The organism is Bradyrhizobium murdochi (assembly GCF_000472965.1).
Classification (GTDB): domain Bacteria; phylum Pseudomonadota; class Alphaproteobacteria; order Rhizobiales; family Xanthobacteraceae; genus Bradyrhizobium; species Bradyrhizobium murdochi.
Genome location: NZ_AXAU01000008.1, coordinates 61,242 through 76,342, shown reverse-complemented (window position 1 = coordinate 76,342; position 15,101 = coordinate 61,242). Strand labels below are relative to the sequence as shown.

Below are 15,101 nucleotides of genomic sequence, written 5' to 3'. Positions count from 1 at the left end.
CACGCCATCGGCTAAAACGCCCATCCCACTGTCCCAACCCGTTGACCCCACAGCCGCTTTTGTGGCCTAGTCCGCCGTCCTCTGGACGGGACCCGAATCCACAAAAAGCCTGCGATTCCATGACCTCCGAACGTTACAACGCCCGTGATTCCGAGCCGCGCTGGCAACGCCAGTGGGACGAAAAGGCGATCTTCGCCTCGAAAAACGACGATCCGCGGCCGAAATACTACGTGCTCGAGATGTTCCCCTACCCGTCCGGGCGCATCCATATCGGGCATGTCCGGAACTACACGTTGGGCGACGTGCTGGCGCGGTTCATGCGCGCCAAGGGTTTCAACGTGCTGCACCCGATGGGCTGGGACGCCTTCGGGCTGCCGGCCGAGAATGCCGCGATCGAGCGCAAGGTCGCGCCCAAGGCCTGGACCTACGACAATATCGCCGCGATGAAGAAGCAGTTGCGGTCGATCGGGCTGTCGCTCGACTGGTCGCGCGAATTCGCAACCTGCGATCCCGCCTATTACAAGCATCAGCAGAAGATGTTTCTGGACTTCTTGCGCGCAGGACTGGCCGAGCGCGAGAAGCGCAAGATCAACTGGGATCCGGTCGACATGACCGTGCTCGCCAACGAGCAGGTGATCGACGGCCGCGGCTGGCGCTCCGGCGCCGTCGTCGAGCAGCGCGAAATGAACCAGTGGGTCTTCAAGATCACGAAGTACTCGCAGGAACTGCTGGACGCGCTGGATGGGCTGGATCGCTGGCCGGACAAGGTCCGGCTGATGCAGCGCAACTGGATCGGCCGCAGCGAAGGCATGCTGGTGCGTTTCGCGCTCGATCCGGCCACAACGCCGACGGGCGAATCCGAGCTGAAAGTCTTCACCACGCGACATGACACGCTGTTCGGCGCGAAATTCATGGCGATTGCAGCGGACCATCCGCTGGCGCAGGCTGCGGCTGCGAAGAACCCGAAGCTTGCGGAATTCATTGCCGAGGTCAAACGGATCGGCACCGCGCAGGAAATCATCGATACCGCCGAGAAGCAGGGTTTTGACACCGGCATCCGCGCGGTCCATCCGTTCGATCCGACCTGGAAGCTGCCGGTTTACGTCGCCAACTTCGTGCTGATGGAATACGGCACGGGCGCGATCTTCGGCTGCCCGGCGCATGACCAGCGCGACCTCGATTTCGTCAACAAATACGGGCTCGGCAACACACCGGTGGTCTGTCCCGAAGGCCAGGACCCAAAAACCTTTGTTGTCAGCGATACCGCCTATGACGGCGAGGGCCGCATGATCAATTCTCGCTTCCTCGATGGGATGACCATCGAGCAGGCGAAGGAAGAGGTGGCGAAGCGGCTGGAAGCAGAAGTTCGCGGCAATGCGCCGGTCGGCGAGCGCAAGGTGAATTTCCGACTGCGCGACTGGGGCATTTCGCGGCAGCGCTACTGGGGCTGCCCGATCCCGGTGATCCATTGCCCGAAATGTGACGTGGTGCCGGTGCCGGACGATCAGCTACCGGTGACGCTGCCTGAGGATGCGACCTTCGACAGACCGGGCAACGCGCTCGACCATCATCCGACCTGGAAGCACGTCACCTGCCCCAAATGCGGCGGCAAGGCCCAGCGCGAAACCGACACCATGGACACCTTCGTGGATTCGTCCTGGTATTTTGCGCGCTTCACCGATCCCTGGAACGAGAAGGCGCCGACCACGCCCGATGTCGCCAACCGGATGATGCCGGTCGACCAGTATATCGGCGGCGTCGAGCACGCGATCCTGCATCTGCTCTATAGCCGCTTCTTCGCCCGCGCGATGAAGGCGACCGGCCACATCGGCATGGACGAGCCGTTCGCCGGCATGTTCACGCAAGGGATGGTCGTGCACGAGACCTACCAAAAAGCCGACGGCTCCTATGTGACGCCGGCCGAGGTGAAGGTCGAGACCGGCGGCAATGGCCGCCGTGCCACGCTGCTCGACAGCGGCGAAGAGGTCACGATCGGCGCGATCGAAAAGATGTCGAAGTCGAAAAAGAACACAGTCGACCCCGACGATATCATCGCGACCTACGGCGCCGACGTCGCCCGCTGGTTCATGCTGTCGGACTCCCCGCCCGATCGCGACGTGATCTGGAGCGACGAGCGCGTGCAGGGTGCCTCACGCTTCGTGCAGCGGCTCTGGCGACTGGTCAACGAATCCGCCGAAATCGCCAAGGTGGCCCCGGCCGCGCGGCCGGCTTCGTTCGGGGCGGATGCGCTTGGCTTGCGCAAGGCGGCCCATGGCGCGCTGGACAAGGTGTCGTCCGGTATCGAACGGCTGCATTTCAATGTCTGCCTCGCTCATATCCGTGAATTCACCAATGCGCTGGCCGAGGTGCTGGGCCGTGAGGAGAAGCCGGCGCCGGATCTGGCTTGGTCCGTCCGGGAGGCGGCAATCATCCTGGTTCAATTGTTCTCCCCGATGATGCCGCATCTGGCCGAGGAGTGCTGGCAGGTTCTGGGGCAGTCCGGGCTGACTTCGGAGGCCAACTGGCCGCAAATCGAACGCGATCTGCTGATTGAAGACACTGTGACGCTGGTGGTCCAGGTTAATGGCAAGAAGCGGGGTGATGTTACCGTGCCACGGGTCGCCCAAAATCCGGAAATTGAGGCTGCCGTTTTGGCGCTCGATGCGGTAAAACTCGCCCTAGGCGGCAAGACCGTCCGCAAGGTAATCGTAGTTCCCATGAGGATCGTGAATGTCGTTGGCTAGGACCCGGATCGCCGTTCGGCTGATCGCCGTCGCCGCTCTGGCGGCGCTCACGGCCGGCTGTTTCCAGCCGATGTATGCCGAACGTACCGACGGCAGGCCCGGCTTGCGCGAAAAGCTGATGGGCGTAGAAATCCCGCCGGTCGACAAGAACAACGCCTCGCGGGAAGCCCGAATTCAGGTCGAGATCCGCAACGCGCTGGCGTTCAAGCTCTACGGCAACGCTACCGGCATGCCGCCGACCCATCGGCTGGTGCTGCGGTTCAACACCACCCGCTCTTCGTTGATTCTCGATCCGGCCACCGCCCTGCCGTCGAGCGAAAACTACGGCATCGACGCGCAATACAATCTCATCGACCTCGCCACCAACAAGTCGGTCATGACGGGCACCACGTTCTCCCGCGTGTCCTATGACGTCCCCGGCCAGTTGCAGCGCTTCGCCCGCGCCCGCGCCTTCCGCGACGCCGAGGACCGCGCCGCCAACGAGATCGCGGAAAATATCCAGACCAGGCTCGCGTCCTACTTCTACGCCGGCACCTGATGTTCCGTCGTGGTCGCGCTCCGCGGAAAAGAGATCGACGCTTTTCTCGCCCGGCCTGATGCCGGCCGCCCTATCATCCTGCTGTACGGCCCCGACGCCGGTCTCGTGCGCGAGCGCGCCGACGCGCTGATCGCGTCGGCGGTCGACGATCCCAATGATCCGTTTTCGCTGGTGCGGCTCGACGGCGACGAGTTGGCGGCCGAGCCGTCGCGGCTGGTCGACGAGGCGATGACGATCCCGATGTTCGGCGGCCGGCGTGCCATTCGTGTGCGCACCGGCTCGCGCAGTTTTGCCAGCGGCGTCGATACGCTGGCTGATTCGCCGATCAAGGATTGCCGCATCGTGATCGAAGCCGGCGAGTTGCGGCCCGAGTCGCCGCTGCGCAAGGCCTGCGAGCGCGCCAAGAGCGCAGTCGCCATCGCCTGCTATCCCGACACCGAGCGCGACCTTGCTCGATTGATCGACGAGGAACTACGGACTCCCAATTTGCGCATCGCCGCGGATGCCCGCGCCGTGCTGATGTCGCTGCTTGGCGGCGACCGCCAGGCCTCGCGCAACGAACTCCGCAAGCTCGCGCTCTATGCCCATGGTAAAGGCGAGATTGCGCTCGACGACGTCATGACCGTCGTCTCCGATGCGTCCGAGCTAAAGCTCGATCCGATCATCGATGGCGCGTTTGCCGGTAAGCCGGATTTGGTCGAAAGCGAATTCGCCAAGGCGATGGTCGCCGGCACCTATCCCGGCGTGATCATCTCGGCCGCGCAGCGTCAAGCCGCGTGGCTGCACAAATCGGCGCTTGCGGTTGCTGACGGAACGCCCGTCTCCACCTTGCTCGAGGGCGGCTATCCGCGCCTGCACTTTTCGCGAAAGGGCGCCGTCGAAATCGCGCTGCGCAATTTCAGCGCGGCGCGGCTCGCGACCATTATCGATCAGCTCGGAACCGCCGCGCTCGACATGCGCAAGCAGGCCTCGCTGGCGTCAGCCATCGCGCTACGCACGCTGCTGTCGATTGCGGCGAATGCGAAGCGGCGGGGGTAGCGATGCCGGCCGAGGCGGGAGACGTCGTGACCCTTTGGCGCCCAGTGGGACCGGTTGAGCTGGAATTGATCCGGAAAAGCGGAATGCGCGCCTTCCCGCCGCGGCTACCGGACCAGCCGATCTTTTATCCCGTGCTGTCGGAAGAATACGCCGTGAAGATTGCCCGCGACTGGAACGTGCCCGCCAGCGGTTCCGGCTATGTCACCCGCTTCGAGGTCAAGCGGGACTTTCTGGAAAAATATGACGTTCATAAAGCCGGCGGCTCCGCGCATTCGGAATACTGGATTCCCGCCGATGAAATGACGGCCTTCAACGAAGCCATCGTCGGCGAGATCAAGGTCGTCGCCGAGTTTCGCTGAGGCTGGTAGCTACGACCGTCATTGCGAGGAGTGACAGCGACGAAGCAATCCACGTCTCCACAAGCCGTGAAATGGATTGCTTCGCTCCGCTCGCAATGACCTGGAGAAGCCCGTTAGATCAATTCCCCTTCTCCAGCCGCCGCATCACCTCGTCGAGTTGTTCGAGGTTGCGATAGCTGATCTGGACTGTGCCGCCGGGATCGCGGTGGTTGACGGTCACTTTGAGGCCGAGCGCGTCGCTGACGCGTTTCTCCAGCGCGATGGTGTCGGGATCCTTTGTCTTGCCGCCGCCGCTGCGCGCCTTCTGCGGCTTGCGCTCCGGCACGCCCTCTTCGTGGGCAAGCGCCTCGGTCTGACGGACGTTGAGGCCTTCGGCGACGATGCGCTTGGCGGCCGCCAGCGGATCGGGCACGCTGATCAGCGCGCGGGCGTGTCCCGCGGACAATTCGCCGCTCGCGATAAGGGCCTGCACCTCCGCCGGCAGCTTTGTCAGCCGCATCATGTTGGCGACGTGGCTGCGGCTCTTGCCGACTTCCTTGGCGATGTCTTCCTGGCTTCGTTTGAATTCGTCGGCCAGCGCGTGATAACCTTGCGCCTCTTCCATCGCGTTGAGGTCTTCGCGCTGCACGTTCTCGATGATCATGATCTCGAGTGCGTCGCTGTCGCTGACATCGATGGGAACGATCGGCACCTCGTGCAAGCTGGCGAGCTGCGCCGCCCGCCAGCGCCGTTCGCCAGCGATGATCTCATAGCGGTCCTGCGCGCCTTTCACCGGCCGCACCACGATCGGCTGGATCACGCCGTGCTGCTTGACGGAGGAGGCGAGCTCGCCCAGTTCGGCATCGGAAAATGTCCGGCGCGGGTTGCGCGGATTTGGTTTTAGAAATTCGATCGGTACCTTGCGCTGGTTGCGCGGCCGTTCGACATGCGCGGCCTCGCCGCCGACGTCCCCGATCAGACTTGCGAGACCACGACCCAGTCGCGAACGCGTTTCGTCGGCCATCGCCGCCAACTCCCTAGGATTCACTTGGCTACTCCACTACAGAATTCGATTGCCAGTAGGGTGGGCAAAGCGAAGCGTGCCCACCAGCTTTCGCGACGGCGCGCGTAGGATGGGTAGAGCGAAGCGAAACCCATCACCTTCATCGCGCGCCTTGATGGGTATCGCTGCGCTCAACCCATCCTACATTCCCTCTAATGCGTCCGCAGCTCGCGCTCGCGCTGGATCACTTCCGTCGCAAGCTTCAGATACGCTTCACTGCCGACGCATTTGAGATCGTAGACCAGCACCGGCTTGCCGTAGGACGGCGCCTCGGAGATGCGGACGTTGCGCGGGATCATGGTGTCGTAAACCTTGGAGCCCATGAACTGCCTGACGTCGGCGACCACCTGGTTCGACAGGTTGTTGCGCGAGTCGAACATCGTCAGCACGATGCCGTGGATCGACAGGTTCGGATTGAGTGTCGAGCGCACCTGCTCCACCGTCTGCAGCAATTGCGACAGACCTTCGAGCGCGAAAAACTCGCACTGCAATGGCACCAGGATCGCGTCCGATGCTGCCATCGCGTTGACGGTGAGAAGATTGAGCGACGGCGGACAATCGATCAGCACATAGGTGTAGTCGGTGTCGGGCGCCGCGTTCTTGTTCAACGCCGCGATCGCATCGCGCAGGCGGAACGCGCGGCCAGGCGTGGTGCCGAGTTCGAGCTCGAGGCCCGACAGATCCATCGTCGAGGACGCGATGTGCAGCCGCGGCACCGCGGTGGCAACCACCGCGTCGCGCAGCGGCGCTTCACCGATCAGCACGTCGTAGGTCGAGCAGCTGCGGTTGCGGCGATCGATGCCAAGGCCTGTCGAAGCGTTGCCCTGCGGATCGAGATCGACGATCAGCACCCGCTCGCCAATCGCGGCGAGCGCGGTGCCAAGATTGATCGCTGTGGTAGTCTTGCCGACGCCACCCTTCTGGTTGGCGAGCGACAGGATGCGTGGATGAGGCGGCGGAGTTGGTTCCCTATCCTCTTGATATAATTCATCTAATTCGGTCATGCCCGATCGCCATGTGTGATCGCGGAGGGGTTACGCCGCTCGATCCGATCGAGTTCGACGATCCAGCCGTGCCCGCCCGTTCGGCTGGAATGGAGTCGCGGTTCAATACTCCAATATTTGGTGGCCTCGGTCAATTCAGCCTCTACATCTTGACCCTTGAGAAACAGCGCCTTCGCGCCACTACTCACAAACGGTTCCGCGAAACCGACAAGCTGATGTAACGGAGCCAGCGCCCGCGCAGTGACGCAATCGACGTGGCTACCGATTCTATCCACAATATCCCCGATTCCCGCCAAATGCACGGTTGCGGCCGCAGAAGTTACGCGGACCGCCTCGCGCAAAAAGGCTGCCTTTTTGGCGTTGCGCTCGACCAAATGGACGTTGGCGCCCGGCGTCTCCGCCAATGCGCAAGCGAGCACCACGCCGGGGAAGCCTCCACCGCTGCCGAGATCGACCCAGATTTTCGCCGACGGCGCCAGGTCGAGGAGTTGCAGCGAATCGGAGATGTGGCGAGTCCACAGATTCGGAAGCGTCGATGGTGCCACAAGATTCGTTTTGGTCTGCCATTCGATGAGGAGGTCGACATAGAGATTCAGCCGCTTCTCCGTTTCACGTGAAACGGGGGTGAGGGCCAAGGCTGCGGCTTTATCGGAGGGCAGGATTTGAGAGAGACTGAGAGCGGCGGCCTTCGCCATGTTGGTCTCGCTGTACGCAGCAATCGTAAGGAAGGGTGGAGCGAAGCGATACCATCCGATCGCCGGAGCATCCGAGGATGGGTATCGCTTCGCTCCACCCATTCCTACATTCTTGTTTCACGTGAAACAGATTCTCAAGCGCTCGCCTTCGCGTTCTTCCGCCGCGCTTCTCGGCGCAGGTAGGCCGCCAGAATGCCCAGCGCCGCGGGCGTCAAACCGTCGAGCCGACCCGCCTGCCCCACTGTCCGCGGCCGCGCCGCTACAAGCTTGGCGCGCGCTTCGTTGGAAAGTCCGGGCACATCGGCATAGTCGATATCGGTCAGGACCAAACCCTCGTCGCGCCGAAAGGCATCGACGTCGGCGGTCTGGCGCTTGAGATAGACATCGTATTTGGCGTCGATCTCAAGATGCACGGCGATCGACGGATCGATGGCCGAGAGCTCCGGCCATATGCTGCGCAGGGCAGTCCACTCGATCTCCGGATAGGCAAGCAACTCAAACGCTGAGCGCCGATGGCCGTCCCGGTTGAGCGCAAGGCCATGCCTGGCAGCTTCGTTCGGAGTGATCGTCAGCGACTTGGCCAAAGCCTTGGCAGCATCCAACGCTGCCATCTTGCCGCGATGCCGCTGCGATCGCGCCTGTCCTACGCAGCCCAAGGCAATGCCCTTGTCGGTCAGGCGCTGGTCGGCGTTGTCGGCTCGGAGCGTCAGGCGGTACTCGGCCCGCGAGGTGAACATCCGATATGGCTCGGTGATCCCGCGGGTCACGAGGTCGTCGATCATCACCCCGAGATAGCCGTCAGCGCGATCGAGCACGATCGGGTCGGCGTCACCCGCCATCAATGCAGCGTTCAAGCCGGCAACGATTCCCTGGGCCGCGGCCTCTTCGTAGCCGGTCGTGCCGTTGATCTGCCCGGCCAGGAAAAGACCTGGCAGGCGCTTGGTCTGTAGGGTCGGCTCCAGCTCACGCGGATCGACGTGATCGTATTCGATGGCATAGCCCGGCCGAACCATCTTCACCCGTTCGAGCCCCGGGATGGTCCCGAGGATCGCGAGCTGGACTTCCTCCGGCAGCGAGGTCGAGATGCCGTTGGGGTAGACGGTGGAGTCGTCGAGCCCCTCCGGCTCCAGGAAGATCTGGTGGCCATCGCGATCGCCGAACCGAACAATCTTGTCCTCGATTGAGGGACAATAGCGCGGGCCGCTGCTCTTGATCTGCCCGGAATACATTGGCGAGCGATGCACATTGGCCCGGATCACCTCGTGGGTCGCCGGGGTCGTCCGAGTGATCCCGCACTGGATCTGCGGCATCGTGATCCGATCGGTCATAACCGAGAACGGCTCAGGCGGATCGTCGCCGGGCTGCATTTCAACGGCGGCCCAGGCGATGGTCGTGCCATCGAGCCGCGGCGGCGTGCCGGTCTTCAGCCGTCCAAGCGTAAAGCCGGCGCGCTCGAACGAGGCCGACAGCCCCATCGCAGGCGCCTCGCCGACCCTGCCCGCCGGCCAGTTCTTTTCTCCGAGATGGATGAGACCGCGCAAAAAGGTCCCAGTCGTTATGACCACCGCGCCCGCTGAAAGTAGCCTTCCCTCGATCAAGCGGATTCCAGCGACCCGGTCGTTCGAGACGATCAGCTCGTCCGCCTCACCTTCGATCACGCTGAGATTAGCGGTCTCCCGGATCGCCGTCTGCATGGCCGCAGCATAAAGCCTGCGATCTGCCTGGGCACGCGGTCCGCGGACGGCCGGACCCTTGCGGCGGTTCAACATCCGAAACTGGATCCCGCCGGCATCCGCCACCCGGCCCATCAGGCCATCGAGAGCATCGACTTCGCGGACCAGATGACCCTTGCCGAGACCGCCGATAGCTGGATTGCAGGACATCGCCCCGATGGTCGCAAAACGATGGGTCACCAGGGCCGTCTTCGCACCCATCCGCGCAGCCGCGCTCGCGGCCTCACAGCCGGCGTGGCCACCGCCAATAACAATGACGTCGAAGGAGTCTGCTCGGAAAATCATGCCGCGACTTCTATCGCGGAGTTGGAAAACGCGGAAGAAAGAATTGTTTGGATGTTCGAGGCCGGGCTGTTTCACGTGAAACATCCCAGGTCCATGGAACTGTTTCACGTGAAACACGATGGTAGGGAAGGCTCACTTACCCACACAGAACTCCCGGAAGATGGCGTCCAGAATGTCCTCGACATCGACGCGCCCCAAGAGCCGCCCCAGCGAATGGGCTGCCGTGCGCAATTCTTCCGCCGCCAGCTCCTCGCCCTGCCCGACTACCTGAACGCAGCGCCGTAACGAGGCCGCGGTCTCCTGCAAGAGTAGGCGCTGCCGGGTTCGGCCGATCAGGCCAGCCTCGCTTCCGCCAAAGTAATTTTGCGCGAAACCAACCAGGGCCGCGATCAGCTCGGGCAAGCCATCGCCTCGGCTCGCCGAGATCTGAAAACCGCCCTGCCCTGACGCATCGGCCAATGGCCGACCTATCTGTTCGAGATCGATTTTATTTCGCACGCTCCACACTGGCGCATCCCAATCGTGGTCGATCGCTGCCCCCGGCGAGTCGGAGAGCCACAGCACGAGATCCGCATCCGCGGCCCGGGCTCTGGCGCGACGAACCCCCTCCTGCTCGACTGGATCGTCCGTCTCACGAATCCCAGCGGTATCGATCACGGTCACCGGATAGCCATCGAGATCGAGCTGCACCTCGATGATATCACGCGTGGTGCCGGCGTGCGGCGAGACGATCGCGACCTCCCGGCGCGCGAGCTGATTCATCAGCGTCGACTTGCCGACGTTCGGCGGCCCGGCGATTGCAACGACGAGGCCATCGCGAAGCCGCTCACTCCGCCCCTGCTCCGCCAAGACGTCCTCGATCTCAGCCAACAGCACTTCGACTTTCGCCAACGCCGGCGCGATCAATTCGGCCGGCACGTCGCCCTCGTCCGAAAAATCGATCCCAGCCTCGATCAGGGCGGACGCTTCGATGATCCGCGCACGCCAGTGGCGAGCTCGGTCGCCAAGCAGCCCCTTCAATTGGCGCAGCGCCTGACGCCGCTGCCGATCAGTATCTGCATGGATGAGATCGTCGAGTCCTTCGGCTTCGGTGAGGTCGAGCTTGCCGTTCTCGAAGGCGCGTCGGGTAAATTCACCGGGCTCGGCCGGACGCACATTTTCGAACGCAGAAAGCGCCGAGAACAACGCGTCCAACACCGCACGCCCGCCATGGACATGAAATTCGGCGATGTCTTCCCCGGTCGCGCTGGCCGGACTCGGAAACCACAACACCACGGCATCGTCGATCGGCCGCTGGCCGACATCATGGAGGAGCGCCCGCGTGGCCATTCGCGGCGACGGCAATTTGCCAGCCAGCGCCGTCACGAGCTTCCCGGCCTGCGGACCCGAGACGCGCACCAAGGCAATCGCGCTCGGTGGCCGGCCCGACGATAGTGCAAAAATGGTCTGGTCCCGCGGATGCATAGCCTATTTGTGCGGGAGGTCCTGAAAAGGCAACGCAGTTTCGATACGAGGTCTGAGGATGCAGGCCAACATTCCTGACCCTTATTGGAGCGAAGGGTGCAGCAGCGATGCTGCAAAATCGCGAGGGGCGCCCTGCCCTGATCTCCAGATCGGAATAAAGAGTATTAAATTCAATATCTTAAATAGTTAACCAATCAATATTAAATAGTTAACCAATCAATAACGGTAATTTCCCGTGCTGCATTGGCGCCGCAGCGGCGACCGCAGCATGAAAAAGGCGCCCCGCGGTGCGAAGCGCCCTCCCCTAAGCCTGGCCTGGCGGCTCAGGTATTCATGGAGTCGAAGAATTCGGCGTTATTCTTGGTGTTGCGAAGCTTGTCGAGCAGGAAGTCGATCGCATCCATCGTGCCCATCGGATTGAGGATCCGGCGCAGCACATACATCTTCTTCAGGAGTTGCGGATCGGTGATCAGCTCTTCCTTGCGTGTGCCGGAGCGCGAGATGTCGATCGCCGGGAAGGTCCGCTTGTCCGAGACCTTGCGGTCGAGGATCAGTTCGGAGTTACCGGTGCCCTTGAACTCTTCGAAGATGACTTCGTCCATTCGGCTGCCTGTATCGACGAGCGCGGTGGCGATGATTGTCAGCGAACCGCCCTCCTCGATGTTGCGCGCGGCGCCGAAGAATCGCTTCGGCCGCTGCAGCGCGTTGGCGTCAACGCCGCCGGTCAAGACCTTGCCCGATGACGGCACCACGGTGTTGTAGGCGCGGCCAAGACGCGTAATCGAGTCGAGGAGGATCACGACGTCGCGGCCATGCTCGACCAGGCGCTTGGCTTTCTCGATCACCATTTCGGCGACCTGAACGTGACGCACCGCCGGCTCGTCGAACGTCGACGACACCACCTCGCCCTTTACCGAGCGCTGCATGTCCGTCACTTCTTCCGGACGCTCGTCGATCAGAAGCACGATCAGATAGCACTCCGGATGATTGGCCGTGATGGAGTGCGCAATGTTCTGCATCAGCACGGTTTTGCCGGTGCGCGGCGGCGCCACGATCAGCGCGCGCTGGCCCTTGCCGATCGGGGCGACGATATCAATCACCCGTGCAGAAAGGTCTTTTCGCGTCGGGTCTTCGAGCTCGAGACGGAAGCGCTGATCCGGAAACAGCGGCGTCAAATTATCGAAATTGACTTTGTGCTTGGACTTTTCTGGATCTTCGAAATTGAGCGTGTTGACTTTCAGCAGCGCGAAATAGCGTTCGCCTTCTTTCGGGCTGCGGATGTGGCCTTCGATGGTGTCGCCGGTACGGAGTCCGAAGCGGCGGATCTGCGAGGGCGAGACGTAGATATCGTCGGGTCCGGGCAGGTAGTTGGCGTCGGGCGAGCGCAGGAAACCGAAGCCGTCGGAGAGAACCTCGACGACGCCTTCACCGATAATGTCGATTTCCTGAATCGCGAGCTGCTTGAGAATGGCGAACATCAGCTCCTGCTTGCGCATGGTGCTGGCGTTCTCGACCCCGCTCTCTTCGGCGAACGTAACGAGCTCGGCCGGCGTTTTCGATTTGAGGTCTTGGAGTTTCATTTCCCGCATTGGGATGGTCCTGTGGAGTGTCTTTTAAGAAGGGTGCGAAGCTGGCTTTGGGGAAAGCCGGACACGAAAAATGGAAGGTCCGCAGGTCTAAGCAAGGAAAGCGCCGGTGAGGCTTCAAACCTGATGCGGCGGCCGGTCCAACGAAGGAGCCGGAACGCAGCCACATCCGCCTGCGTGGGGTGGGATTTCGACAATATAGAAAATCGGCCGCCGCTTCGCAAGCAGGCCAGAAACCGACCGACCCACGAAAAGGTGCCCTAGAACGGCTTCACGATCACCAGGATAACGATAAAGATCATCAAGACGGTTGGTATCTCATTGATAATACGATAGAACTTCTGGCTTTTGGTATTCCGGTCGGCGGCGAAATCCTTAACCCAGCGGGAAAAAAAGCCGTGGACACCCGACAGGATGAGCACCAGCGTCAGTTTGGCGTGAAACCAGCCGGAAGTGTACCAATGCCCGCTCCAGGCCATATAGATGCCGGCCAGCCAGGTGATGATCATCGCGGGATTGATGATCACCTTCAGCAGGCGCCACTCCATCACTTTGAAGGTTTCGGACTGCTTCGATCCGACCTCGGCGTCGCAATGGTAGACGAACAGCCGCGGCAGATAGAGCATGCCGGCCATCCACGAGATGACGGCAATCACGTGCAGCGCCTTGATCCACGGGTAGGCCGTGATCGTGATCCACTCGTACATTGCAGCCGCCCTGATCTCCCGAACGTTCCGATCTTCTCAAGCGTTGCGAAGAAGCTCGGCCAGCGTGGGACGCAAGACATATCCGCAAAGCAGCGCTTCCCTAAACTAATAATTTTAGAATCTTAGGTTTTGAGTCTTAGTGACAGTGATTTGGACTCATACAAAACCGTCCAGTCTCTTTGCGAGGCTTGTTCACATTCATCACCAATTCGGGCCGAACACCGGATCGTCCTGATAACACCACGTGCATCAATCGCTTGCGATGTTTTGTGGTCAGCTTATGAAGAGACAAATCCACATCTTCTCACTATCATTGCCGCGAGGCGTTGGACTTGTCCTCGCGTGAGGCCCTGTGAAGAAACCAAGGGTTATCCCGAAGGCGACGATCCAGGGCCGGACATCTCGGTTATGCTCCACAGGATTCACAGGAATACACAGGGGTTCTGGTGCCCACTACCGGCAACTATTTTCATCTTCATCTGGTCTCGGACTCGACCGGCGAGACGCTAATCACGGTGGCGCGCGCGGTCGCCGCGCAATACGCCAACGTGACGGCAGTCGAACATGTCTATCCGCTGGTGCGCAGCCAGAAGCAGCTCGACCGCGTGCTCGACGAGATCGAGGAAGCACCGGGCATCGTGCTCTTCACATTGCTCGAAAAGGATCTGGTCGCCCGGCTGGAAGCCAAGTGCAGGAACATCAACATACCGAGCCTCTCTATCATTGGACCGGTGATGCAGTTGTTCGAGGCCTATCTGGGCGCGGCGACGACGGGCAGGGTAGGCGCCCAGCACGTTCTGAACGCGGAATATTTCAAGCGTATCGACGCCCTGAACTACACCATGATGCATGACGACGGACAGCACGTCGAAGGCCTGGAAGAGGCGGATGTCGTTCTCGTCGGCGTATCCCGCACCTCGAAGACGCCGACTTCGATCTATCTCGCCAACCGCGGCGTCCGTACCGCGAACGTGCCGCTGGTTCCGGGCATTCCGCTGCCGCACCAACTGGAGGCGCTGAAAAAGCCACTGGTCGTCAGCCTTCATGCGACGCCGGAGCGGCTGATCCAGGTCCGGCAAAATCGCTTGCTGAGCATGGGCGCCGACACCCCCAATGATGATTACATCGATCGTCAGGCAGTGGCCGATGAAGTAGCCTTTGCCCGAAAACTGAGCGCCAGATTCAGTTGGGCGCAGCTCGATGTGACACGGCGTTCGATCGAGGAAACCGCGGCGGCGGTGCTAAAATTGTTCACCGATCGCCAGCGGCAGCGGCTTCAGGAATGACGCAGCCGAGATGACCATTTGGCGTGGACAATACCCGCTGATTCTCGCCTCGCAGAGTCGCGCGCGGCAAATGCTGCTTGCCAATGCCGGCATTTCCTTCGACGCCGTTCCTGCCGATATCGACGAACGATCCGTGCAGAAGAAATCAGGCCTTTCCGCGCCGGGTGAAATCGCCGGCCTCCTGGCGCGCGAGAAAGCGTGTTTCGTATCGTCGAAAAATCCCGGTCGTTATGTCGTCGGTGCCGATCAGACGCTGGCTTTGGCAAGCCGGCTGTTCAGCAAGCCGGCTGGCCGCGCACAGGCCGCGGATCAATTACGGCTGCTTGCAGGCCAGACGCACGAGCTGCACTCCGCCGTTGCGATTGCCCATGACGGCACGCTAGTGTTTTCCGACGTCAGCATTGCCAGAATGACGATGCGGCGCTTGAGCGAGAGCGAGATCGAAGCTTATCTGGATCAGGCCGGAGAGGCAGTCACCACCAGTGTCGGTGCCTATCAGCTTGAAGGGCTAGGCGTGCATTTGTTCGAACGGATCGAGGGCGACCATTTCACCATCCTCGGCCTGCCGCTGTTGCCGCTACTGGCGTTCCTGCGCGGCGAGGGTTTGCTCAATGTCTAGA

Annotated in this window: 13 protein-coding genes; 6 read left to right on the top strand and 7 right to left on the bottom strand. The window is 61.7% G+C overall.

The annotated features are described in order from the left end of the window. The first annotated feature begins 119 nt into the window (after nt 1–119). From leuS to YUO_RS0116840, 4 genes are read left to right on the top strand one after another with little or no spacing between them, the layout of a single operon-like run. Nucleotides 120–2,744, top strand: coding sequence for a leucine--tRNA ligase (gene leuS, locus YUO_RS0116855; protein ID WP_028348335.1), 2,625 nt, complete (start codon nt 120–122; stop codon nt 2,742–2,744). Continuing rightward, the gene (gene lptE, locus YUO_RS0116850) at nt 2,731–3,282 is read left to right on the top strand and encodes an LPS assembly lipoprotein LptE (RefSeq protein ID WP_028348334.1); all 552 of its coding nucleotides are present in this window, start codon (nt 2,731–2,733) and stop codon (nt 3,280–3,282) included. The genes leuS and lptE overlap by 14 nt, the downstream gene beginning before the upstream one ends. 9 nt (nt 3,283–3,291) lie before the next feature. Further along, complete coding sequence (gene holA, locus YUO_RS0116845) at nt 3,292–4,320, top strand: DNA polymerase III subunit delta (protein ID WP_028348333.1); 1,029 nt, start codon at nt 3,292–3,294, stop codon at nt 4,318–4,320. A 2-nt stretch (nt 4,321–4,322) separates the two neighbouring features. Continuing rightward, the gene (locus tag YUO_RS0116840; protein WP_028348332.1) at nt 4,323–4,679 is read left to right on the top strand and encodes a hypothetical protein; all 357 of its coding nucleotides are present in this window, start codon (nt 4,323–4,325) and stop codon (nt 4,677–4,679) included. A gap of 118 nt (nt 4,680–4,797) precedes the next feature. On the opposite strand, the gene YUO_RS0116835 is transcribed toward YUO_RS0116840, so the two are convergent. The 7 genes from YUO_RS0116835 to hemJ all read right to left on the bottom strand — a co-directional run bounded on the left by YUO_RS0116835 (nt 4,798) and on the right by hemJ (nt 13,195). Next, entirely contained in the window at nt 4,798–5,682 is an 885-nt protein-coding gene (locus tag YUO_RS0116835; protein WP_028348331.1) for a ParB/RepB/Spo0J family partition protein, read from the bottom strand. Between the two features lie 191 nt (nt 5,683–5,873). After that, nucleotides 5,874–6,725 (bottom strand): ParA family protein, encoded by an 852-nt coding sequence (locus YUO_RS0116830; RefSeq protein WP_028348330.1) that lies wholly within the window; start codon nt 6,723–6,725, stop codon nt 5,874–5,876. Continuing rightward, nucleotides 6,722–7,420: a 16S rRNA (guanine(527)-N(7))-methyltransferase RsmG gene (gene rsmG, locus YUO_RS0116825; protein WP_028348329.1), complete on the bottom strand. Its 699-nt coding sequence runs from the start codon at nt 7,418–7,420 to the stop codon at nt 6,722–6,724. Before rsmG ends, YUO_RS0116830 begins: the two co-directional genes overlap by 4 nt. 134 nt (nt 7,421–7,554) lie before the next feature. Then, nucleotides 7,555–9,438, bottom strand: coding sequence for a tRNA uridine-5-carboxymethylaminomethyl(34) synthesis enzyme MnmG (gene mnmG, locus YUO_RS0116820; protein ID WP_028348328.1), 1,884 nt, complete (start codon nt 9,436–9,438; stop codon nt 7,555–7,557). Between the two features lie 132 nt (nt 9,439–9,570). After that, nucleotides 9,571–10,902, bottom strand: a complete 1,332-nt coding sequence (gene mnmE / locus YUO_RS0116815; RefSeq protein ID WP_028348327.1) for a tRNA uridine-5-carboxymethylaminomethyl(34) synthesis GTPase MnmE — start codon at nt 10,900–10,902, stop codon at nt 9,571–9,573. Between the two features lie 323 nt (nt 10,903–11,225). Next, entirely contained in the window at nt 11,226–12,491 is a 1,266-nt protein-coding gene (rho, locus tag YUO_RS0116810; protein WP_028348326.1) for a transcription termination factor Rho, read from the bottom strand. 257 nt (nt 12,492–12,748) lie between these two features. Next, on the bottom strand, nt 12,749–13,195 hold the full coding sequence (gene hemJ / locus YUO_RS0116805) for a protoporphyrinogen oxidase HemJ (protein ID WP_028348325.1): 447 nt from the start codon (nt 13,193–13,195) through the stop codon (nt 12,749–12,751). Between the two features lie 446 nt (nt 13,196–13,641). Between hemJ and YUO_RS0116800 the strand changes: the two genes are divergently transcribed. After that, nucleotides 13,642–14,481 carry a pyruvate, water dikinase regulatory protein gene (locus tag YUO_RS0116800; RefSeq protein ID WP_028348324.1) on the top strand — a complete coding sequence of 280 codons (840 nt, stop codon included), beginning with the start codon at nt 13,642–13,644 and terminating at the stop codon, nt 14,479–14,481. 10 nt (nt 14,482–14,491) lie between these two features. Beyond that, nucleotides 14,492–15,100, top strand: coding sequence for a Maf family protein (locus tag YUO_RS0116795; protein WP_028348323.1), 609 nt, complete (start codon nt 14,492–14,494; stop codon nt 15,098–15,100). The last annotated feature ends 1 nt before the right edge of the window (nt 15,101 follow it).

Coding starts and splice junctions, on each gene's coding strand:
- lptE (WP_028348334.1), top strand. CDS start 2,731: ATGTCGTTGGCTAGGACCCGGATCGCCGTTCGGCTGATCGCCGTCGCC.
- YUO_RS0116840 (WP_028348332.1), top strand. CDS start 4,323: ATGCCGGCCGAGGCGGGAGACGTCGTGACCCTTTGGCGCCCAGTGGGA.
- YUO_RS0116830 (WP_028348330.1), bottom strand. CDS start 6,725: ATGACCGAATTAGATGAATTATATCAAGAGGATAGGGAACCAACTCCG.
- rsmG (WP_028348329.1), bottom strand. CDS start 7,420: ATGGCGAAGGCCGCCGCTCTCAGTCTCTCTCAAATCCTGCCCTCCGAT.
- YUO_RS0116835 (WP_028348331.1), bottom strand. CDS start 5,682: ATGGCCGACGAAACGCGTTCGCGACTGGGTCGTGGTCTCGCAAGTCTG.
- mnmE (WP_028348327.1), bottom strand. CDS start 10,902: ATGCATCCGCGGGACCAGACCATTTTTGCACTATCGTCGGGCCGGCCA.
- mnmG (WP_028348328.1), bottom strand. CDS start 9,438: ATGATTTTCCGAGCAGACTCCTTCGACGTCATTGTTATTGGCGGTGGC.
- rho (WP_028348326.1), bottom strand. CDS start 12,491: ATGCGGGAAATGAAACTCCAAGACCTCAAATCGAAAACGCCGGCCGAG.
- YUO_RS0116795 (WP_028348323.1), top strand. CDS start 14,492: ATGACCATTTGGCGTGGACAATACCCGCTGATTCTCGCCTCGCAGAGT.
- hemJ (WP_028348325.1), bottom strand. CDS start 13,195: ATGTACGAGTGGATCACGATCACGGCCTACCCGTGGATCAAGGCGCTG.
- leuS (WP_028348335.1), top strand. CDS start 120: ATGACCTCCGAACGTTACAACGCCCGTGATTCCGAGCCGCGCTGGCAA.